Annotated in this window: 24 protein-coding genes; 9 read left to right on the forward strand and 15 right to left on the reverse strand. The window is 59.9% G+C overall.

Annotated elements, in window-relative coordinates; translation table 11 throughout:
- Positions 1–40 precede the first annotated feature (40 nt).
- On the forward strand, positions 41–463 hold the full coding sequence (locus AC1RBR_RS01485) for a PA0061/PA0062 family lipoprotein (protein WP_492562644.1): 423 nt from the start codon (positions 41–43) through the stop codon (positions 461–463).
- 40 nt (positions 464–503) lie between these two features.
- Positions 504–923, forward strand: coding sequence for a PA0061/PA0062 family lipoprotein (locus AC1RBR_RS01490; RefSeq protein ID WP_330205699.1), 420 nt, complete (start codon positions 504–506; stop codon positions 921–923).
- 6 nt (positions 924–929) lie between these two features.
- On the opposite strand, the gene AC1RBR_RS01495 is transcribed toward AC1RBR_RS01490, so the two are convergent.
- Entirely contained in the window at positions 930–1,169 is a 240-nt protein-coding gene (locus AC1RBR_RS01495) for a DUF1161 domain-containing protein (RefSeq protein WP_047297485.1), read from the reverse strand.
- Positions 1,170–1,415: 246 nt separating this feature from the next.
- The gene (locus tag AC1RBR_RS01500; RefSeq protein WP_034152273.1) at positions 1,416–1,847 is read right to left on the reverse strand and encodes an OsmC family protein; all 432 of its coding nucleotides are present in this window, start codon (positions 1,845–1,847) and stop codon (positions 1,416–1,418) included.
- Between the two features lie 242 nt (positions 1,848–2,089).
- Here AC1RBR_RS01500 and AC1RBR_RS01505 point away from each other — a divergent pair, with 242 nt between their 5' ends.
- Entirely contained in the window at positions 2,090–3,091 is a 1,002-nt protein-coding gene (locus tag AC1RBR_RS01505) for an LLM class flavin-dependent oxidoreductase (protein ID WP_492562647.1), read from the forward strand.
- 171 nt (positions 3,092–3,262) lie between these two features.
- Here the strand turns inward: AC1RBR_RS01505 and AC1RBR_RS01510 are convergent, their stop codons facing one another.
- Positions 3,263–3,487: a DUF1161 domain-containing protein gene (locus tag AC1RBR_RS01510; protein ID WP_047597082.1), complete on the reverse strand. Its 225-nt coding sequence runs from the start codon at positions 3,485–3,487 to the stop codon at positions 3,263–3,265.
- 124 nt (positions 3,488–3,611) lie between these two features.
- Positions 3,612–3,827 (reverse strand): dodecin, encoded by a 216-nt coding sequence (locus AC1RBR_RS01515; RefSeq protein ID WP_027610201.1) that lies wholly within the window; start codon positions 3,825–3,827, stop codon positions 3,612–3,614.
- A 170-nt stretch (positions 3,828–3,997) separates the two neighbouring features.
- Between AC1RBR_RS01515 and AC1RBR_RS01520 the strand changes: the two genes are divergently transcribed.
- The gene (locus AC1RBR_RS01520; protein ID WP_003220391.1) at positions 3,998–4,324 is read left to right on the forward strand and encodes an ElaB/YgaM/YqjD family protein; all 327 of its coding nucleotides are present in this window, start codon (positions 3,998–4,000) and stop codon (positions 4,322–4,324) included.
- Here the strand turns inward: AC1RBR_RS01520 and AC1RBR_RS01525 are convergent.
- Positions 4,297–5,214 carry a LysR family transcriptional regulator gene (locus AC1RBR_RS01525; RefSeq protein WP_492562649.1) on the reverse strand — a complete coding sequence of 306 codons (918 nt, stop codon included), beginning with the start codon at positions 5,212–5,214 and terminating at the stop codon, positions 4,297–4,299. The two genes, AC1RBR_RS01520 and AC1RBR_RS01525, sit on opposite strands and share 28 nt — an antisense overlap.
- Before the next feature lie 114 nt (positions 5,215–5,328).
- Here AC1RBR_RS01525 and trpB point away from each other — a divergent pair, with 114 nt between their 5' ends.
- The 3 genes from trpB to AC1RBR_RS01540 all read left to right on the forward strand — a co-directional run bounded on the left by trpB (position 5,329) and on the right by AC1RBR_RS01540 (position 7,951).
- Positions 5,329–6,561 (forward strand): tryptophan synthase subunit beta, encoded by a 1,233-nt coding sequence (gene trpB, locus AC1RBR_RS01530; RefSeq protein ID WP_041074734.1) that lies wholly within the window; start codon positions 5,329–5,331, stop codon positions 6,559–6,561.
- On the forward strand, positions 6,561–7,373 hold the full coding sequence (trpA, locus tag AC1RBR_RS01535) for a tryptophan synthase subunit alpha (protein ID WP_095139712.1): 813 nt from the start codon (positions 6,561–6,563) through the stop codon (positions 7,371–7,373). The genes trpB and trpA overlap by 1 nt, the downstream gene beginning before the upstream one ends.
- Before the next feature lie 122 nt (positions 7,374–7,495).
- On the forward strand, positions 7,496–7,951 hold the full coding sequence (locus AC1RBR_RS01540) for an anti-virulence regulator CigR family protein (RefSeq protein WP_456018364.1): 456 nt from the start codon (positions 7,496–7,498) through the stop codon (positions 7,949–7,951).
- A 148-nt stretch (positions 7,952–8,099) separates the two neighbouring features.
- Here AC1RBR_RS01540 and AC1RBR_RS01545 read toward each other — a convergent pair whose 3' ends face one another.
- From AC1RBR_RS01545 to AC1RBR_RS01590, 10 genes are all read right to left on the reverse strand, one after another.
- Complete coding sequence (locus AC1RBR_RS01545) at positions 8,100–10,061, reverse strand: DUF7844 domain-containing protein (RefSeq protein WP_492562652.1); 1,962 nt, start codon at positions 10,059–10,061, stop codon at positions 8,100–8,102.
- On the reverse strand, positions 10,058–10,378 hold the full coding sequence (locus AC1RBR_RS01550; RefSeq protein ID WP_007911662.1) for a DUF2388 domain-containing protein: 321 nt from the start codon (positions 10,376–10,378) through the stop codon (positions 10,058–10,060). Before AC1RBR_RS01550 ends, AC1RBR_RS01545 begins: the two co-directional genes overlap by 4 nt.
- Positions 10,379–10,420: 42 nt before the next feature.
- Positions 10,421–10,726, reverse strand: a complete 306-nt coding sequence (locus tag AC1RBR_RS01555) for a DUF2388 domain-containing protein (RefSeq protein WP_492562654.1) — start codon at positions 10,724–10,726, stop codon at positions 10,421–10,423.
- A gap of 108 nt (positions 10,727–10,834) precedes the next feature.
- Positions 10,835–11,152, reverse strand: coding sequence for a DUF2388 domain-containing protein (locus AC1RBR_RS01560; protein ID WP_007962831.1), 318 nt, complete (start codon positions 11,150–11,152; stop codon positions 10,835–10,837).
- A 586-nt stretch (positions 11,153–11,738) separates the two neighbouring features.
- Positions 11,739–11,954 (reverse strand): DUF1127 domain-containing protein, encoded by a 216-nt coding sequence (locus AC1RBR_RS01565; RefSeq protein WP_003220409.1) that lies wholly within the window; start codon positions 11,952–11,954, stop codon positions 11,739–11,741.
- Between the two features lie 321 nt (positions 11,955–12,275).
- Positions 12,276–13,769 (reverse strand): succinyl-CoA:acetate CoA-transferase ScpC, encoded by a 1,494-nt coding sequence (scpC, locus tag AC1RBR_RS01570; RefSeq protein ID WP_095139708.1) that lies wholly within the window; start codon positions 13,767–13,769, stop codon positions 12,276–12,278.
- 214 nt (positions 13,770–13,983) lie between these two features.
- Positions 13,984–15,417: an NAD(P)(+) transhydrogenase (Re/Si-specific) subunit beta gene (locus AC1RBR_RS01575; protein ID WP_095139707.1), complete on the reverse strand. Its 1,434-nt coding sequence runs from the start codon at positions 15,415–15,417 to the stop codon at positions 13,984–13,986.
- Positions 15,417–15,737, reverse strand: coding sequence for an NAD(P) transhydrogenase subunit alpha part 2 (locus AC1RBR_RS01580; RefSeq protein ID WP_003220416.1), 321 nt, complete (start codon positions 15,735–15,737; stop codon positions 15,417–15,419). The genes AC1RBR_RS01575 and AC1RBR_RS01580 overlap by 1 nt, the downstream gene beginning before the upstream one ends.
- Positions 15,738–15,752: 15 nt before the next feature.
- Positions 15,753–16,874, reverse strand: coding sequence for a Re/Si-specific NAD(P)(+) transhydrogenase subunit alpha (locus tag AC1RBR_RS01585; protein ID WP_007962844.1), 1,122 nt, complete (start codon positions 16,872–16,874; stop codon positions 15,753–15,755).
- Between the two features lie 434 nt (positions 16,875–17,308).
- Positions 17,309–18,208, reverse strand: a complete 900-nt coding sequence (locus AC1RBR_RS01590) for a LysR family transcriptional regulator (protein WP_097090188.1) — start codon at positions 18,206–18,208, stop codon at positions 17,309–17,311.
- Between the two features lie 157 nt (positions 18,209–18,365).
- Here AC1RBR_RS01590 and AC1RBR_RS01595 point away from each other — a divergent pair, with 157 nt between their 5' ends.
- Together AC1RBR_RS01595 and AC1RBR_RS01600 are read left to right on the forward strand one after the other, a co-directional pair.
- Entirely contained in the window at positions 18,366–19,547 is a 1,182-nt protein-coding gene (locus tag AC1RBR_RS01595) for an acyl-CoA dehydrogenase (RefSeq protein WP_492562657.1), read from the forward strand.
- Positions 19,548–19,560: 13 nt separating this feature from the next.
- On the forward strand, positions 19,561–20,781 hold the full coding sequence (locus tag AC1RBR_RS01600) for a CaiB/BaiF CoA transferase family protein (protein ID WP_492562659.1): 1,221 nt from the start codon (positions 19,561–19,563) through the stop codon (positions 20,779–20,781).
- Positions 20,782–21,039: the final 258 nt, after the last annotated feature.

A 21,039-nucleotide genomic window follows, 5' to 3' on the forward strand; every position in this document is an offset into this window, starting at 1 on the left:
AGTCTGCCCGCAAGACTATCCCGCCATTTGGAGCTTCGCTATGCGCATGTTGTTGCTGACAGGAGGCCTGCTGACGCTGGCCGGTTGTGCCGGATTCGGAATGCCCGCCCCTGACCCCTCGCAAGCCTGGATCGATCTCGATGCCCGGCAACAGGACACGGCGCTGCAAGCGCTGCAGGTCGATAGCCGGGCCACGGTCGACAAACGTTATTTCGAAGTCCAGCCCGGCAGCCATGAGCTGAAGGTGCGTTATCAGTTTCCGGTCGAAGCCACCAACATCGGCCCCGACGCCGAACCGCTGTGGCGCGACTGCCAGTTGAAGCTGACATTCAAGGAATTCAACGCCGGACAGCGTTATCAATTGCAAGCCGGCAGCATCGGGTTCCGGCCATGGGCGAAGCTCTATGACGAGCAGCGCAATGTGGTCGGCCAAGGAACTCCGGCAGGCTGCCAGCGCACGTGATCGGCGCTATGCTGGAGGTCTGAACCCTTGGACATCCCTCATGCGCAAGTTGATGTTGTTGCTCGCGGTCGGCGTTGTCGCCGGCTGCCAGACCCCGTTGCCGCCGGTCGATCCGCAAATGGCCTGGGTCGACTTCTCGACCCCGACCCCTGGCGGCAAACTGCTTATGGCCGAGCGCCTGGACAATCAACGGCTGACCGATGGGCGCTTCTTTCAGGTCGCGCCTGGCAGCCATGAGCTGCGGGTGCGGTTTGACTTCGAGGTGTTTGGTGGCGGCGGTGCGCTGATGACCGGCCCTGTCGAGCGGCTGTGCTACCTGTACATCCGCTACGACCATTTCGAAGCCGGCCAGCATTATCTGCTGGAAGGTCGTTCGCTAGGGTTCACCCCGAGTGCCCGGCTGTACAACGCCAAACGTGAAATCGTCGCCGAGGATCGCGACTACAACTGCATTAACTGAGACGACTCAGCTGTCGTTCTTCTGATAGATGATCGCTTTGCTGCCGTTTTCACATGAACCGACCACCATGGCGATGTCATGTTTTGCGGCTTCTTCCTTGCTGACGATTTCCAGTGTGTAGGACGGCACTGCTTTAGCCTGAATCTTGATTTCGATCTCTTTCCTGAGTTCTTCGCAGTCTTTCGGTGCCGCAAAAACCGAGGTGGCCAGTGCACTGCAGAGGATCGCCAAGCCAATACGTTTCATTTTGAAGCTCCATAGGGCAGCGCGCACGGGCGTGCGCTGAAGCTGCTGTCAGGTATTCGACCATATTTTTGCAGCGTGGGTTCTGACTTCGCTCACATCTTCCGGGATTGCGGTAATTATTAGATTGCCATCGCGAGCAGGCTCACTCCTACAGGGGATCCCGATTGTTCACAATTGATGTGTCCGCTGGAGATCGAATGTAGGAGTGAGCCTGCTCGCGATGGCGCCAGTACAGTTAACGCCTGATCAGCTGACCAGCGAAGCCTCAAGGGTAATCTTCGCATTCAACACCTTGGACACCGGGCACCCTTCCTTGGCCTTGTTGCTCAGTTCTTCAAACTGCGCCTGAGTCGCTCCCGGGATTTTCGCCTTGAGGATCAGCTTCACCGCCGTGATTGCGAAGCCGCCATCCACCTGATCCAGCGTGACTTCAGCCTGAGTATCAATGCTGTCGGCCTTCAGGCCCGCATCGCCCAGAATCATCGAAAACGCCATGGAAAAACAGCCGGCATGCGCGGCGCCGATCAGTTCTTCCGGGTTAGTGCCCTTACCGCCCTCGAAGCGAGCCTTGAAGCCGTAGGGGGCTTCTCTGAGGACACCGGTTTCAGTGGAGATCGAGCCGATGCCGGTTTTCAGATCGCCTGCCCAGTGCGCGGATGCTTTCTTCACGATAGCCATGTCTGCCTCCTCAAGATCTGGCGCGGAAACGCCGCGCCGTCGTGGTTTTTACTTGCAAGGCTTCTGAGGATAGACGCCCGGACAAAGTTCAGCCCGGCTGAATCGTTGACTTTTTTAGTAGGAAATTTCATCGCGGCTATTGAAACTCGGGTATATGCCCTCATTGCATAAAACACGCTTATGGATTGGGCAGGTTTTCGTTCGCAAGAAAAACCTGCCTCCTCATTCGGAGACGCAGGTTTATGAAGCAACTGTCCGACGTAAAGTTTTCCACCCTCGACCTGGTGCCCGTGCGCGAGAACGGCAGCCCGGCGCAATCGCTGCGCAACTCGCTGGATCTGGCACAGCATGTCGAGAAGCTTGGCTACACCCGTTTCTGGGTCGCCGAACACCACAACATGGACGGCATCGCCAGCTCCGCCACGTCGGTGCTGCTGGGGTATCTGGCCGGTGGCACCTCGACGATTCGCGTCGGCTCCGGCGGGGTGATGCTGCCCAATCATGCGCCGCTGGTGATCGCCGAGCAGTTCGGTACCCTCGAAAGCCTCTATCCGGGACGCATCGATCTGGGTCTGGGCCGTGCGCCCGGCTCCGACCAGATGACCGCCCGCGCCCTGCGCCGCGAACGCTCCGGCAGTGCCGATGATTTCCCGGAAGATGTCGCCGAGCTGGCGCGCTTCCTCGGCCCGCGCACCCCTGATCAGCGGGTGATCGCCATGCCCGGCACCGGCACCAGTGTGCCGATCTGGTTGCTCGGTTCCAGCCTGTTCAGTGCGCAACTGGCCGGTGAGCGCGGGTTGCCCTACGCCTTCGCCTCGCACTTCGCTCCGCGCTTCATGCATGAGGCGATTCGCGTCTACCGCAACCACTTCAAGCCGTCGGCAGTGCTCGACAAACCGTACGTGATGCTTGGGGTGCCGCTGGTGGCGGCCGATACCGACGAGCAGGCCGACTACCTGGCGACCTCGGTGTACCAGAGAATTCTCGCGCTGATGCGTGGGCAGAGTCTGGTGCAGCGTCCGCCGGTGAAAACCATGGACGGCCTGTGGCTGCCCCATGAGCGCGAGGCGGTGGGGGATTTCCTCGGTCTGGCGATGGTCGGCAGCCCGCAGAAGATCCGCGCGAAGCTGGAGGTGCTGGTCGAGCAGACCCAGGCCGATGAGCTGATCTTCACCTGCGATCTGTATGAGCATGCCGATCGCCTGCATTCCTATGAGTTGCTGGCTCAAGTCATGAAGGGTTGACTCTGGAATACGGCTTCTGTGGGAGCGGGCTTGCTCGCGAAGACGGAGTGTCAGACACCCTGGATGTCGGCTGACATAACGCTTTCGCGAGCAAGCCCGCTCCCACATTGGGAACCAGTGGCCCACAAAAAAGCCGACGCCTTCGCGTCGGCTTTTGCATTTCAGGTGCGATCAACCGCGTTTGTAGACGATTTCCTTGGCGCCGCCTTCGCAAGTTCCGACGACTTTGCCGTCAGCCGCTGCACCCTTATCGACAACCTCCAGCGAATACCCGGAAACGCCCTTGGCATCCAGCTTCGCCGCAATCTCGCTTTTCAACTCTTCACAAGGCTTGCCAGCAGCCAACGCGCCACCCGCAAGGCTCAACAAACCTACTGCCAATATGAACTTCTTCATCGGTCGCACTCCCTGGTCGGATTAAAAGAGGCGGGCACCGGCTGTGCCGATGCGCTCACCTTGTAGCGCTTTGCCATTCCTATGGCACTCGGCCAGCGCGCAAGTTCAGAAGCGTAGCCCAAACTCAGCTGCTGGCAATGCGGAAGCCGACTTTGAGGGTTACCTGGAAATGCGCAGCCTTGCCGTCCTTGATGTGGCCACGGGTCTCGACCACTTCAAACCACTCCAGATGCTTGATGCTTTTGTTCGCTTCAGCCAGCGCGTTGTTGATGGCGTCCTCGATGCTGCTGGTGGACGAGCCGACCAGCTCGACTTTCTTGTACGTGTGATGGTCACTCATGGCGATCTCCTTGGCGTTTGCAATTGACGTGTGGAATTGAGACTAGCAGTCAATCTGCTCTGTGGATTTCGGTGCCGCGGCGCAAGCTAAGTTCAGATTTTCTGCACTTTCTCAAACCGCTGAAGTCCCAACCAACACACGCCACTCATCACCAATGCAGGAGAGCCACCATGGCCAACACCTCTTTACGTAAAGCCTCGTTGCAAAGCATGGAAGCCGAGATCGAGAGTCTGCTCAAATCGTTGGAAAGCCTGAAGGACGACGCATCCGACGAGTCGCGCAAGACCCTCAAGGCGCTCAAAAGCAACGCCGAAAGCGCGCTCAAACATTCGCGCAGCCTGCTCAGCGATGCCTATGAAGAAGTCAAAGTGAAAACCCGCGAGACCGGCATCGCCACCCGCGATTACGCTCAGGAACACCCTTGGACCACCGCTGGTGTGGCGGTCGGTGCAATCGGTCTGCTCGCCGCTTATTTGCTGTTCAAGCGCGGCGAGTGATCCGTTTGGCGCAGCTCGTTCTTGAGCCACTGCGCCAGTTGCCGGGCGCGTCCATCTGCGGCGCGCTTGGGTAGCCACAATGCCAGTTGCGCCGGGGTTTCGCAGAAGCCCCACGGCGCAACCAGGCGACCGGCTTTCAAATCTTCCGCGACCAATGGCTCCGGGGCGATCGCCACGCCGAGTCCGGCCACTGCGGCCTCCAGCAAGTAATACAAATGCTCGAAACCTTGCCCGAGCTTCAACGCATTGGCGTCGAGGTGGTTTTGCCGTGCCCAGCTCGGCCAGGCTTGTGGGCGGGAGGTTGTGTGCAGCAGCGGTTCACTGAGCAAGGCTGACGCGGGCGCTGCTTGCAGGCGTTGATTACCGCTGAACAGCGGGCTCAGTACCGGGCCGATGCGTTCTGCGGCCAGTTCGTAGACCTGCATGTCTGCCGGCCATGGCGGCTCGGCGAACAGCAGCAAGGCGTCAAGTCCGGGGCGCCGTGGATCGAGGTCACCTTCACCCGCTGACAGGTGCAGACGCAAGTCCGGCAGATCGGCGTTGAGTCGCCCCAGGCGTGGGATGAACCAGCGTGCCAACAGGCTTCCCGAGCAGCCGAGCACGAACGGCGCGTCAGCGGTGCTCTGCGTCAGCTCGGCACACACACTGCGCAATCGATCGAATGCCTCACCGCTGGCGTCTCGTAGTCGAACACCGGCATCTGTGAGTTTCAAGCCGCGACCGTCCTTGACGAACAGGCTTACGCCCAGATGCTCTTCGAGCACTTTGAGCTGGCGGCTGACTGCCCCGTGGGTGACGTGCAACTGTTCGGCCGCCTGACTGACGCTGTTCAGTCGGGCAGTGGCTTCAAACGCGCGCAAGGCGTTCAGCGGGGGAAGGTCGTGGCTCATGATATCTGTGAGTTTTCCTGACAGGTTGTGGCGATCTTATCGGTTTTCAGTCTGGAAGGTCAGGGGTAGAGTGGACGCCATTGTCTTCTTACCCGAATTCACCTGGAGCAAATCATGACCCAGACTTCGAACACCTCCAACCTGCGCAGCGGCCCTGACGATAACGGCCTGTTCGGCGCGTTCGGCGGCCGCTACGTGGCGGAAACCCTGATGCCGTTGATCCTCGATCTGGCCCGCGAATACGAGGCGGCCAAGGAAGATCCGGCGTTCAAGGAAGAGCTGGCCTACTTCCAGCGTGACTATGTCGGACGTCCTAGCCCGCTGTATTTCGCCGAGCGTCTGACCGAGTTCTGCGGTGGCGCGAAGATCTACCTCAAGCGCGAAGAGCTGAACCACACCGGCGCGCACAAGATCAACAACTGCATCGGCCAGATTCTGCTGGCGCGGCGCATGGGCAAGAAACGCATCATCGCCGAGACCGGTGCCGGCATGCACGGCGTGGCGACCGCTACTGTGGCCGCGCGTTTCGGTCTGGACTGCGTGATCTACATGGGCACCACGGACATCGAACGTCAGCAGGCCAACGTGTTCCGCATGAAGCTGCTGGGCGCCGAAGTGATCCCGGTGGTGGCCGGTACCGGCACTCTGAAAGACGCGATGAACGAAGCGCTGCGTGACTGGGTAACCAATGTCGACAGCACCTTCTACCTGATCGGCACCGTGGCCGGCCCGCACCCGTATCCAGCCATGGTGCGCGACTTCCAGGCGGTGATCGGCAAGGAGACCCGCGAGCAGTTGCAAGCTCAGGAAGGTCGTCTGCCGGACAGCCTGGTGGCGTGCATCGGTGGCGGTTCCAACGCCATGGGCCTGTTCCACCCATTCCTTGACGACCAGAGCGTCGAGATCATCGGCGTCGAAGCGGCCGGTTACGGCATCGAAACCGGCAAGCACGCGGCGAGCCTCAATGGCGGCGTACCGGGTGTGCTGCACGGCAACCGCACGTTTCTGCTGCAGGACGACGATGGCCAGATCATCGACGCCCACTCGATTTCCGCCGGCCTCGACTATCCGGGCATCGGCCCTGAGCATGCCTGGTTGCATGACATCGGCCGCGTTCAATACACCTCGGTCACCGACGACGAAGCCCTCGCTGCGTTCCACCAGTGCTGCCGCCTCGAAGGCATCATCCCGGCGCTGGAAAGCGCCCATGCGTTGGCTGAAGTGTTCAAACGCGCACCGAAACTGCCGAAGGATCACCTGATGGTGGTCAACCTCTCCGGCCGTGGCGACAAAGACATGCAGACCGTCATGCATCACATGGAACAGTCGAAGCAGGAGAAACACTGATGAGCCGCCTGCAAACCCGTTTTGCCGACCTCAAGCAACAGAACCGCGCCGCGCTGGTGACCTTCGTCACCGCCGGTGATCCGGACTACGACACCTCGCTGGCGATCCTCAAAGGGTTGCCGGGCGCTGGCGCCGACGTGATCGAGCTGGGCATGCCGTTCACCGATCCGATGGCCGATGGTCCGGCGATTCAACTGGCGAACATCCGTGCCTTGGGCGCCAAGCAGAATCTGGCGAAAACCCTGCAGATGGTGCGTGAGTTCCGCGAAGGCAACAGCGACACGCCGCTGGTGCTGATGGGCTACTTCAATCCGATCCACATGTATGGCGTTGAGCGTTTTATCGCTGATGCCAAGGAAGCGGGCGTCGATGGTCTGATCGTGGTCGACATGCCGCCAGAGCACAACAATGAACTGTGCGACCCGGCACAGGCTGCCGGTCTGGACTTCATCCGTCTGACTACCCCGACCACCGACGATGCGCGTCTGCCGAAAGTGCTCAATGGCAGTTCGGGCTTCGTTTACTACGTGTCGGTGGCCGGTGTGACCGGTGCCGGTGCCGCGACTCTGGAGCATGTCGAAGAAGCGGTGACTCGTCTGCGTCGACACACTGACCTGCCGATCAGCATCGGTTTCGGTATCCGTACTCCGGAGCAGGCGGCTTCCATCGCCCGCTTGGCGGACGGTGTGGTGGTGGGTTCGGCACTGATCGATCACATCGCCAATGCGACCACGCCGGCCCAGGCTGTCGATGGTGTGCTGGGCCTGTGCAAGGCGCTGTCCGAAGGCGTGCGTAAGGCCCGCGTCAGCTAAAGGTAAAGTTCCTGATACAGAGGAATTAGCGCCTCACAACGCAACCTAATCGAGCAAGACCGAGGGATTCAGAACCACGTTCTGAATCCCTTTTTGCTGTTGGTGCAGTGAGGAAAGATCTGATGAAAATGCCGAAACGTCTGATTGCCGGACTGGGCGTGCTGATGCTCAGCGCGACGCCGCTGCTGGCCAGCGCCGACCCGCGCGATGATCACGACCACGGCGGCCCGCAGCAGGGCCATTACGACAACCGTGGCGACAATCACGGTGACGACCACCGTGGCCCGCAGAACGATCACCGTGGCGGCCCGCCGCCGCGTGACTTCGGGCCGGTGCGCCAGACCATACGTGACAATCATGGCTACTTCGTGCGCGGTGCACCGCCACCGCCGGGCATTCGTCTGGAACGTGGCCGGCCGTTGCCGCACGGTTATTACGGCGAGCGGCTGGACGGTCGGGCACTGAGTCGTTTGCCGGTGTATCCGGGTTATGAATGGCGCCGGGCCGGTGGTGACATTGTGCTGATCGCGGTGGGTACCGGGATCGTTTACGAAATTCTGGATGGTGTTTTGTACTGATTTGGCACGATCATCTGTGGCGAGGGAGCTTGCTCCCGCTGGGGCGCGGAGCGGCCGTGAAAATTCGGCATTCAACCGATTTACGACTGCTGCGCCGCCGAGCGGGAGCAAGCTCTCTCGCCACAAGACTCAGTTCCAGTCTTCTGTCTCAGGGCAGCTCCAGTCCGCCGGACGCCTTGTGCAGTTTGCGCAGATGCTCGCCTATCTGCTTCACGTTGGCTTCGCTGGCGGCAATTTCGGCCGCTCGTTGGGGCTCCAGCAACTTGCGCACCTCCTTGTCCAGATCGCCGCTCAGCGCCAGCAGTTGTTTCTGGCGTTGGGCGCTTTCGTCCTGCAGGCGCTTGAACTCGCTCGGTTGCGGCAGACCGTAGCCGCGGCTGTCGAGCAGTTCCGCCGGGCGACTGAGGAAGCCACTGTTGGCGAGAATTTCCTGCAGGGTCGCGTTGGCCTTGTCCATGCCACCGTTTTCCAGCTCCCGGGCGCCGAGGTAACGCTGCTTGACCTCGTCCTGGGCCAGCAGCAACTGGCGGCGATAACTGGCCTGTTCCAGCAGCAGCAATGCGGCGCTGGTACGCAAGTCGGCGCGTTCGAACCACTCACGGCGTTCTTCGGCTGTCAGCGAAAGCCATTCCTCAACAGTGTTCTGCTTGATTGGCAACTGCTTCTTCAGCACATCGAACATCGCCTGATAGCGATCGCGGAACGAGTCGAAGCGATAACCCAGGCGCAGGGCTTCCTTGGGATTGTCGAGTACGCTGGTGTCGGCCAGCCCCCGGCCTTTGAGCACTTCGAGCAAGCCGTTGGGCATGATGCTGTCCAGACCAACAAGTTGCTTGTTGTTGCTGCCGCTGCGTAGCAGTTTCAGGCCTTCCACCGCGCAGTTGTTCGACAGGAAGAAGTAGTTGCCGTCATAGCTCCAGTGCATTTCGGCAGCGTGTTCGATCACGCCTTCGATCTCGTCGCGTGACAGGTTCAATGGCACCGAGGCGAGGCTGCGCAATTCAGTCTTGGTGTATTCGTCGATGACCTGCGCAAGCGGCAGCACGAACAGGCGTGACGGATATTTGCCGACCAGTCCGTCCCAGCTCGACAGCTGCACGTCGCCGACAAAGGCGCGGTAGGACAGCACCAGATGTTGATCAAGGTCGAGCCGGCAATCCGGCCCACGCGGGCGGCCCGGTGCGCAGATCACCAGGCGCAACATGCTGTGACCCCAGCGGCTGACCCAGTTCTGGTTGGCTTCGGCCAGCAAATAGTCGACGGCATACACCCGCTCCGGATCGACTTGCCCCAGCGGCTGTTTGGCGAAGTCATTGCCGGCGTTGAGAAAGGCGAAGGTGTTGCTGCAGGTGTCCTTGACCGGTGGTGCCCAGCCGAAATGCTCCTTGTAGTAGCGATAGAGCGCTGGCCGCCGACAGGCATAGCTCGGGTCGAGGAGGAAATACTCCATGTTGACCGCGACAAACTCTTTCGGGCTGGAGATCTCGTACAGGTCCGGGCTGCGCGCGATCTGTCGGTTGTGCTGTTCGCGTTCACCACGGCGGCCGACATATTGCTGCCAGCCGGCGAGGTCGAGCAGGCGCGGGTCATCGCTCAGGGTGAAGCGCCGCTCTGTCTGGCCGCGACACTCATCGGGAATACCGATCAGCCCGGCGCTGTTGAAGCGTCGGCTGCAACGCTGGATCAGCGTGCGTTCGGCAGCGGGCCACAGGCGCGCGCGGTCATAAATGTGGGTGAGTTCGTGCAGCACCGTTGCCAGCAGTTCCTGGCGTACCGTGCCGTGGGGGCGATTGGTTTTCTCTTTTGCTGCGCTACCGTCGGTGAGGCCTGCGAGCAGTTTGCGATTCAGGTCGAGTTCCGCGATCAGGGTCGCCTGGCCGTAGGCGTTACCGGGCATGTCGTCGGTCCAGCCGACGTCGATGCGCCGATCCAGCTGTTCGACGAAACTGGGCGGCAGTTTTTGCATCGCTTCATCAAGCAGCGCCTGGCTGGCCTGCTGCTGGGCGGGGCTCAGGCCGTCGGTCTTGAGCCGCAATTGCAGGCTGGCGTGGGCGCTGTTGCCAAGCAGCAACAACGCCCCGGCCAGTAGCCAGGCGCCAAGTGACTTCACAGGGCGAGGATGGCTTCGGCGAGCACCTGATCACTGGCGTCGCGGGCTTCCGGCACGCGCGTGCGCAAGGTGTTGAGGGCGGCTTCCAGGTGCGCACCGCGGATATCGCCGTTGGTGGCAACGAAGCTGGCCGCATCGTCGTGGGCTTCGCGGATGATTTTCGAATCGCGAATCGACGTCGTGGTATCGGAGGTGAAATCGATGGTGCGCTGGGAGGCACGAACGATGATGTTACTGGTGGCTACCAGGGTGTGTGCCTGGGCCACATCGGCCAACAAAAACAGGCCAAGGGCGGCAGCAATCAGCGGGCTACGCATGGAACGACTCCGGAGGGCAATGTTAACGAGGGATCATGATAACTATTGGACGAGAATTGCCTGTGCCAGTTCAAGGTCGCTGACATGAAGTTTTGGTCGGGATTTGCGCAAGTAATGCAGGGCGGATTCGAGCTGCGCGCCGCGCAATTGACCGTCACTGGCAACAAACGCCGCCGCGTCATCGTGAGCGGCGACGATCAGTTTACGGTCGAATGGTGCGGAAGACACCATCCCAGTTGCCCAAACGCTGACCACGGTGTTTTGCGTGGAGATATCAAAGGCATCGACCGAGGTCGCCCAGAAGGCGCTGATCAGCACAGAAGGGAAAAGCAGTCTGAATAAACGCATGAGACTCGGTAACGGTTAACGAACCTCAAGGCTAGCGCAAATGCCCGGGCCAGAGCCAGCGGCGAAACATCGGGACACGACTGGCGTGCCCCGTCCGGCAACGGCGGATCAGATCGCCAGGATGGCTTGCGCCAGTTGGAAGTCAGTCGCGTTCAGTTGCGGTGCCTGATGGCGGATCAGGTCCAGAGCGCTTTCCAGTTTCACGCCACGAATCTGGCCTTCGCTGGCGACGAAGCTGGCAGCGTCGTCACGGGCAGCAATCACGACTTTGTTGTCACGCAGCGAAGAGCTGACGTCGGAGGTGGCATCCGAAGAGGACTTCAGCGCGCCAACCACAGCGTCGGTGGTCACGATGAAGCTGGAGGCGCTGGCGTTGGCAGCCACGGCGAGCAAGGCGGCAGCGCTGAGCAGGCGAAGACGGGACATGGGGTATCTCCTGAAAGTAAACCGTTTTGAGAGGTGGCTTGTGTCTGATGTATCAGACGCGGGTTACAGAAGATTCGCCACGTTCTGGTGTGGATATTAGGCCTGTATGCGGCGTTCGGACAGTGGGCAGAATGCTAACGCCAGCAGGGTCTCTCCGGTTCATTCGGTCGCTCGGCATGGCTGAGGCCCTGATCCGCGGGATCGTGGTGATTCAGCTGAGCCAGCAGGCGTCACGTTCCAGCGTGCTCCATCCCTTGTCAAAGCCACGCAGCAAGCGCGGACGAACGAGCGGCTGGATCGGAATTGCGGAAACATCCTGTAAGTTTTTCATGGTGTTTTCTTTAAGCCGGGATGGATTGAAGCCTGGCGATGCCCGATGCAGATAGCCAGGCAGATACACCGATGCAAAATTGTACTGGTGCAAATCTTTGTTTTTTAAACTGTACTTGTTACCCCTGTAACTCGCATCTCGGGACGGTTTCGAAATCCGAAACGACAAAACCCGTCGCGGTTTCCCGCGACGGGTCTTGTTTTTTCAATTCGGGTTGCTGGCGGTGGGTCTAACGACCAGAGCCAGCGACGCTACTTAGCGCCAGAACGGCTTGCTCAGCTCTTCGTAGCGTTGTGCTTCGCTGATACCGGCGTCAGCCAGCAGACGCGAATCCAGACGAGCCAGTTGGTGGCGGCTGGAGATGCGGCGCTGCCACAACATCAGGTTGGCGATAACGCGCAGAGGCAGGGAAGCCTGGGTTTTTGCAGCTTTGTCTTCGAAGAACAGTTCGGAACTGAGTGTACGTTCCATGGTTGACATCCTTCCGCTTGTGGCGGGATCAGGTAGTGGTTTGACTGGTGCCCATGATCCTCTCGTTTGCCTAGTCTCTCTAGATACAGTTCGACTGTATTGTGAGTGACCAGTTAACTGTTTATCGGGGGTGTACGGGTCAAAATTGAGCAAACTGTACCTGTCTGCACTTAACTGGTGCATTTTAAGTCTGTTCGAGGGAAATAGTAGGAAAAAGGTGTAGGAAAGCACCGGTACAGTAGTACAGTTTTTTCCAGAAGAGGCTGGTGAATAAAACCGCTGATACAAACTGTGTTTGCATCAGCGGTTTGACTGTGTGAATTACACTGCGAGCATGCGGCCGGTTTCTTCCAGGTTCATGTGCCAGCTCAACGCGTCACGCAGAATGTGCGGGGTATGACCACCGATGGCGCAGGCAGCGGTGAAGTAGTCATTCAGCGCCTGGCGGTAATCGGGATGCACACAATTGTCGATGATCACCCGGGCGCGTTCGCGCGGGGCCAGGCCACGCAAGTCCGCCAGACCCACCTCAGTCACCAGAATGTCGACGTCATGCTCGGTGTGGTCAACGTGGCTGACCATCGGCACCACGCTGGAAATCGCCCCGCCCTTGGCGATCGACTTGGTCACGAACACTGCCAGGTGCGCGTTGCGCGCGAAGTCGCCCGAGCCACCAATGCCATTCATCATCCGCGTGCCGCAGACGTGGGTGGAGTTGACGTTGCCGTAGATGTCGAACTCCAGCGCAGTGTTGATACCGATGATACCCAGACGACGCACCACTTCCGGGTGGTTGGAGATTTCCTGCGGGCGCAGCACCAGTTTGTCCTTGTACTTCTCCAGGTTGCCGAACACGTCGCTGTTGCGCCGCTCCGACAAAGTGATCGAGCTGCCCGACGCAAAGCTCAGCTTGCCGGCGTCGATCAGGTCGAAGGTCGAGTCCTGCAGCACTTCGGAGTACATGGTCAGGTCTTCGAACGGCGAATCGATCAGGCCGCACATCACCGCGTTGGCGATGTTGCCGATCCCGGCCTGCAACGGGCCGAGCTTGTTGGTCATGCGCCCGGCATCGACTTCCTGCTTGAAGAAGGTGATCAGGTGTTCGGCGATAGCGTTGGTGTCGACATCCGGGGTCGACACCGTGGACGGCGAATCCGCCTGCTGGGTGATGACGATGGCGACAATCTTCTCCGGCGGGATCGGGATCGCGGTGCTGCCGATGCGGTCGTCGACTTTCACCAGCGGGATTGGCGTGCGCGTCGGGCGATAGGTCGGGATATAGATGTCATGCAGGCCTTCGAGGTTGGCGTTGTGCGCCAGGTTGATCTCGACGATCACCTGCTTGGCGAAAATCGCGAAGCTGGCCGAGTTGCCCACCGAGGTGGTCGGCACGATGTGGCCTTGCTCGGTGATGGCCACGGCTTCGATCACCGCGATATCCGGCAGCTTCAGTTGCTGGTTGCGCAGTTGCTCGACGGTTTCCGACAAGTGCTGGTCGATGAACATCACTTCGCCGGCGTTGATTGCCTTGCGCAAGGTGCTGTCGACCTGGAACGGCATGCGCCGCGACAACACGCCGGCTTCGGTCAGTTGCTTGTCGAGGTCGTTGCCCAGGCTGGCACCGGTCATCAGGCTGATCTTCAGCGGCGTGACCTTGGCTCGCTCGGCCAGTGCGTGAGGGACGGCTTTGGCTTCGCCTGCGCGGGTGAAGCCGCTCATGCCGACGGTCATGCCGTCTTCAATCAGCGCGGCGGCGTCGGCGGCGCTCATCACTTTATCCAACAACGAAGGCAGGCGAATACGGTCACGGTACATGGATTATTTTCTCGGGAAGCGAGTAGCAGGATGCGCAGTCTAGTTAATTTCGCGGGCGCCTGTCCCGCTACCAAGGTCGCAAACGAGGCGTCTATTTAGCGGGTTTCAAGTAAAACACCGTTACTGGATCTGCAACAACGTGGCAAATTGTCCGACGTTTTGCGCAAACAAAAACGCCCCGACAAGTCGGGGCGTCCGGTGCAACTGCGGAGGATTACTCGACCGCTTTGACCATGTCTTCGATGACTTTTTTCGCGTCGCCGAACACCATCATGGTCTTGTCCAGGTAGAACAGTTCGTTGTCCAGACCGGCATAACCGCTGGCCATCGAGCGCTTGTTGACGATGATGGTCTTGGCCTTGAACGCTTCGAGAATCGGCATGCCGGCAATCGGCGATTTCGGATCGTTCTTGGCGGCCGGGTTGACCACGTCGTTGGCGCCGAGTACCAGCACCACGTCGGCCTGGCCGAACTCGGAGTTGATGTCTTCCATCTCGAACACCTGGTCGTAAGGCACTTCGGCCTCGGCGAGCAGGACGTTCATGTGCCCCGGCATGCGACCGGCCACCGGGTGAATCGCGTACTTCACGGTCACGCCGCGATGGGTCAGTTTCTCGGTCAGCTCTTTCAATGCATGCTGCGCACGGGCCACCGCCAGGCCGTAACCCGGGACGATGATCACGGTGTCGGCGTTGGTCAGCAGGAACGTTGCGTCGTCGGCCGAACCGGATTTCACCGGACGGGCTTCTTTCGCACCGGCAGGTCCTGCGTCGGCCGTGTTGCCGAAACCACCGAGCAGGACATTAAAGAAGGAACGGTTCATCGCCTTGCACATGATGTACGAGAGAATCGCACCGCTCGAACCCACCAGCGAACCGGCGATGATCAGCATTGAGTTGTTCAGCGAGAAGCCGATACCCGCTGCAGCCCAGCCCGAGTAACTGTTGAGCATCGACACCACCACCGGCATGTCGGCGCCGCCGATCGGGATGATGATCAGCACGCCCATCACGAACGCCAGGGCTAACATCAGCGCGAAAGCGGCGAGGTTGCCGGTGAGCATGAAGGTCACGCCCAGCACCAGTGTCGCCAGACCCAGAACCGCGTTGAGCTTGTGCTGACCGGCAAACTGTACTGGCGCGCCCTGGAACAGGCGGAACTTGTACTTGCCCGACAGCTTGCCGAACGCGATCACCGAGCCGGAGAAGGTGATTGCACCAATCGCCGCGCCGAGGAACAGCTCCAGACGGTTGCCCGCCGGGATCGAGTCGCCCAGTTGCTTGACGATGCCCAGCGATTGCGGCTCGACCACCGCGGCAATGGCGATGAACACCGCCGCCAGACCGATCATGCTGTGCATGAACGCGACCAGTTCCGGCATCTTGGTCATTTCAACGCGCTTGGCCATGATCGAACCGGCGGTGCCGCCGATCAGCAGGCCGACGATCACGTAACCGATACCCGCAGTCGCCAGCTCAGCCCCAAGCTTATAGATGAGGCCGACGGTGGTGAGGATGGCCAGCGCCATGCCGAGCATGCCGAACAGGTTGCCGCGCCGCGAGGTGGTCGGGTGCGACAGGCCTTTGAGGGCCTGGATAAAACAGATCGACGCGATCAGGTAGAGCGTCGTGACGAGATTCATGCTCATTACTTCGGCGCCTCTTCTTTTGCTTTCGGGGCTTTCTTCTTGAACATCTCAAGCATGCGGCGGGTGACCAGGAAGCCACCAAACACGTTGACCGCAGCCAGCGCCACGGCGAGGGTGCCCATGGTCTTGCCCAGCGGCGTGACGGTCAGCGCAGCGGCAAGCATGGCGCCGACGATCACGATCGCCGAAATGGCGTTGGTCACCGCCATCAACGGCGTGTGCAGCGCAGGTGTAACGTTCCAGACCACGTGATAACCGACATAAATCGCCAGCACGAAGATGATCAGGTTGTAGATACCGGGGGAGATAAGCTCTTCCATCGTCTGAATCCCTGCTTAGGCGTTTTTGCGGATGACTTGGCCGTCGCGGCACATCAGGCACGCGGCGACGATGTCGTCTTCGAGGTTGACGTCGAACTGGCCTTCTTTGGTGAACACCAGCTTGAGGAAGTCCAGCAGGTTGCGGGCGTACAGCGCCGAGGCGTCTGCAGCGACTTCACCGGCCAGGTTGGTCGGGCCGACGATGGTCACGCCGTTCTCGACCACGACCTGATCGGCGACGGTCAGCGGGCAGTTGCCGCCCTGAGCTGCCGCGAGGTCGATGACCACCGAGCCCGGCTTCATCTGCGCCACGGTGTCTGCGCTCAACAGTGTCGGCGCCTTGCGGCCCGGGATCAGTGCGGTGGTGATGACGATGTCGGCCTGCTTGGCGCGTTCGTGCACAGCCTGGGCCTGACGTTGCATCCAGCTCGCCGGCATCGGGCGAGCGTAACCGCCGACACCGACCGCGCATTCACGCTCTTCGTCAGTCTCGTAAGGCACATCGACGAACTTCGCGCCGAGGGATTCGATCTGTTCCTTCACCGCCGGACGCACGTCAGACGCTTCGATCACCGCACCCAGACGTTTCGCCGTGGCAATCGCCTGCAACCCGGCCACGCCGGCACCCAGAATCAGCACGCGCGCCGCTTTCACGGTGCCCGCAGCGGTCATCAGCATCGGCATGAAGCGCGGATAGTAGTGCGCGGCCAGCAACACAGCCTTGTAGCCGGCAATGTTTGCCTGCGACGACAGCACATCGAGACTCTGCGCCCGAGAGGTGCGCGGCGCCGCTTCGAGGGCGAACGCGGTGATCCCGCACTCGGCCATTTTGGCGATGGTGTCGTTATTGAAGGGGTTGAGCATGCCCACCAGCACCGTGCCGCGCTTGATCAGCGCCAGTTCGGCGTCGCTGGGGGCGACCACTTTGAGAATCAGCTCGGCGCCGAACGCATCGTTGGCACTGCCAATGGTTGCGCCCGCCGCTTCATAGGCACTGTCGACAACGCTGGCTTTAACGCCGGCGCCGGTTTGCACAGTGACCTTATGACCTTGGCTGATCAGCTTTTTAATGGTTTCCGGGGTTGCAGCAACCCGTGTTTCACCGGTCTGGGTTTCGAGAGGAACACCAATGTGCACGTCAAATCTCCTGCGTGATCTTATTGAGTAAACCCAGGCACTGCGGATGGTGCGACTGGGGCGGCCGATCAGCACGATCCCGCCAAATCAGGGCGGGGCGCGGCATTTTGCAGGCGAACTTTATGCCCTTCAAGGGATTATGACGGGTGACGGAAAATTAACTACAAGTCATCCCGTGACCGAATGTCGCAGATGGCCAGTTGAATCCCTTGCAGGCCGTGCCTTGCAAGGATTCTGGCTGAATTTGAAAAAATTTCTCATCGGTGGCGTGAATAGGCCGTAATGAGTCGTGGATGAAGGCTCAAAGCCACGTCTTCAGGCGCTTGTGGGACGTCTGTACGACTTTCGGATACAGTCTGTGATTTTGCGACAAATACTTATATCTGTAGGGCTTTGATTTTCCTGACTACCGGGTTAGTAATCGCTGTAAGCCTTTATCCTTCTAGGCTGTAGCTGTTTGCCTGATTGACCAGCCAATCGCGAAAAGCCTTGAGTGATGCCGATTCGACCTTTCGCTCCGGAATCATCAGGTAATACGCCTTGATGCTGGAAAGCGCATTCGGGTTGGCGACCACCAGGCGTTTCTCGGCCAGTTCGCGCTGAATCAGAAACGGTGGAATCAGCGCGATGCCCATGTCGTGCATGGCCGCTTGGGCCAGCATGGAGAATAGCTCGTAGCGCGGGCCTGTCATGTCGCGTGGGATGTTCAGGTGCTGTGAATTGAACCATTGGCGCCAGGCGTAGGGGCGAGTGGTTTGCTGCAACAGAGGCAGCTCGGCAATCTCGTTGGGTGTCAGATGTTTCTTGCTGCCGAGGAGAGCGGGGCTGCATACCGGCATCGGATTTTCGCCCATCAGCCTGTGGGATTCGGTACCCGACCAATCGGCGTCGCCAAAGTAGATTGCCGCATCGAAATCAGTGTCGGCAAACAGGAATGGGCGGGTGCGGTTGGTGAGATTGACCGTTACTTCCGGGTGTTTGAGTTGGAAGTCCTTGAGCCGTGGCAGCAGCCATTGCGTGCCGAAGGTCGGCACCACCGCCAGTTCGATCACGTTGGTGCCTTGCTGGCCCATCACCGAGAGCGTGTCGCGCTCGACGGCGTCCAGTTGCGTGGCCACCCGACGGCTGTAGGAAAGTCCCGCTTCCGTCAGCTTCACTCCACGTCGCGAGCGCCGGAAAAGCTCCACACTGAGGAACTCCTCAAGGCTGGCGATCTGTCGGCAAATGGCGCCTTGGGTGAGGGAAAGTTCTTCGGCAGCCTTGGTAAAGCTTTCGTGGCGAGCGGCGGCTTCGAAGCTGATCAGGGCGGTGGTGCTGGGGATCTTTCTGCGCATGTACGTCAACCTCACTAATGCGCCGCATAAAAGGCATTCAGCGACGTTTCGGAGTGAGAAATTAGCACAACAGGATGCGAAATCCTCGTTTGCCGCGCTGGCGAACCGGGCCTAGGATCAATGCCACGTTAATTCACCGATTTGCGAGGACACACTCATGGGCGGTAAAGCTAGCTTCAACTGGATCGATCCCCTGCTGCTGGATCAACAGCTCACCGAAGAAGAGCGCATGATCCGCGACACCGCCGCCCAATTCGCTCAGCAGAGCCTGGCGCCCCGCGTGCTTGAAGCTTTCCGCCATGAGAAAACCGACCCGGCGATCTTTCGCGAAATGGGCGAAGTCGGCCTGCTCGGCGCGACCATCCCTGAGCAGTACGGCGGCAGCGGCCTGAACTACGTCAGCTACGGCCTGATTGCTCGCGAAGTGGAGCGTGTCGACTCCGGCTACCGCTCGATGATGAGTGTGCAATCGTCGCTGGTAATGGTGCCAATCAACGAATTCGGCACAGAAGCCCAGAAACAGAAATACCTGCCGAAACTGGCCTCCGGTGAATGGATCGGCTGCTTCGGTCTGACCGAGCCAAACCACGGTTCCGACCCGGGTGCGATGACCACCCGTGCGCGCAAAGTCGACGGCGGCTACAGCCTGACCGGCGCCAAGATGTGGATCACCAACAGCCCCATCGCCGACGTATTTGTAGTCTGGGCCAAAGACGATGCCGGCGACATCCGTGGCTTCGTACTGGAAAAAGGCTGGAAGGGCCTGAGTGCACCGGCGATTCACGGCAAGGTCGGTCTGCGTGCTTCGATCACTGGCGAAATCGTCATGGACAACGTGTTTGTGCCGGAAGAGAACATCTTCCCGGACGTGCGGGGTCTGAAAGGCCCGTTCACCTGCCTCAACTCCGCACGTTACGGCATCTCCTGGGGCGCGTTGGGCGCTGCCGAGTTCTGCTGGCACACCGCTCGCCAGTACACCCTCGATCGTCAGCAGTTCGGGCGTCCATTGGCCGCTACCCAATTGATCCAGAAGAAGCTGGCCGACATGCAGACCGAGATCACTCTGGCGCTGCAAGGTTGCCTGCGTCTGGGTCGTATGAAGGATGAGGGCACTGCGGCGGTCGAAATCACCTCGATCATGAAGCGCAACTCCTGTGGCAAGTCGCTGGATATCGCGCGCATGGCCCGTGACATGCTGGGTGGCAACGGCATTTCCGACGAGTTCGGAGTGGCCCGTCACCTGGTCAACCTGGAAGTGGTGAATACCTATGAAGGTACCCACGACGTTCATGCGCTGATCCTCGGTCGCGCGCAAACCGGTCTGCAGGCGTTCTATTAACAGGAGAGCGACCATGGGCGCGCTGTCGCATCTGCGGGTACTGGATTTATCGCGCGTGCTGGCCGGGCCTTGGGCCGGGCAGATTCTCGCCGACCTTGGCGCCGAGGTGATCAAGGTCGAGCGCCCGGGCAATGGCGATGACACGCGCGCCTGGGGGCCGCCCTTCCTTAAGGACGCTTATGGTGAGAACACCAGCGAGGCGGCTTATTACCTGTCGGCCAACCGCAACAAGCAATCGGTAACGATCGACTTCACCCGACCTGAGGGGCAGCAGCTTGTACGGGACCTCGCGGCGAAGTCGGACATCCTGATCGAGAACTTCAAGGTTGGAGGGCTGGCCGCTTATGGGCTGGACTATGAGTCGCTCAAAGCGATCAATCCGGACCTGATCTATTGTTCGATCACCGGGTTTGGTCAAACCGGACCGTATGCCAAGCGGGCCGGTTATGATTTCATGATCCAGGGGCTGGGCGGGCTGATGAGCCTGACCGGTCGCCCTGAAGGTGATGAAGGCGCCGGGCCGGTGAAGGTGGGGGTGGCGCTGACGGATATCCTCACGGGACTGTATTCGACCGTGGCGATTCTGGCAGCGCTGGCTCATCGTGATCACGATGGCGGCGGCCAGCACATCGATATGGCTCTGCTGGATGTGCAGGTCGCATGTCTGGCGAACCAGGCAATGAACTACCTGACTACCGGCAATGCGCCGAAACGACTGGGTAATGCACATCCGAACATCGTGCCCTATCAGGACTTCCCGACGGCTGATGGCGATTTCATTCTTACCGTTGGCAATGACGGACAGTTCCGCAAGTTTGCCGAGGTGGCGGGGCAGCCGCAGTGGGCGGACGATCCGCGTTTCGCGACTAACAAGCTGCGGGTGGCTAATCGCGCGGTGTTGATTCCGCTTATTCGTCAGGCGACGGTCTTCAAGACCACTGCCGAATGGGTGGCGCAGTTGGAGCAGGCGGGCGTGCCTTGTGGGCCGATCAATGATTTGTCCCAAGTGTTTGACGATCCACAGGTGAAAGCGCGTGGGTTGGCGATAGAGCTCCCGCATGCACTGGCCGGGATGGTTCCGCAGGTAGCGAGTCCGATCCGGCTGTCGCAGACGCCGGTCGAGTACCGTCGTGCGCCTCCTTTATTGGGCGAGCATACGCTGGAGGTTCTGCAGCGGGTGCTGGGTCTGGGCGCTGGCGCGGTGGAGGCACTCAAGGCTGATGGGGTGCTTTGAGTATCCCTCTATATAGAGGAGTCGTTTCCCAGCCTATATATATGTGTCGCTGTGTGTTTTTTGACCGATCTGTAAGTCGTTGAAAGAAAAGTGAAATTAACGGTTGACGGCAGATTCAGGAGGTCTATAATTCGCCCCACTTCCGGCGCAGTCGAAACGGAAAGCTCCTTGAGATTCAATGAGTTATGCGATTTTCGACAGCGAGTTGCTTCAGTTCATCGAAGCCTGGAAGGAGTTGAAAGGGCGGTGATGTTTGGC

The sequence above is a fragment of the Pseudomonas sp. GW823-FHT01D03 genome, assembly GCF_058798255.1.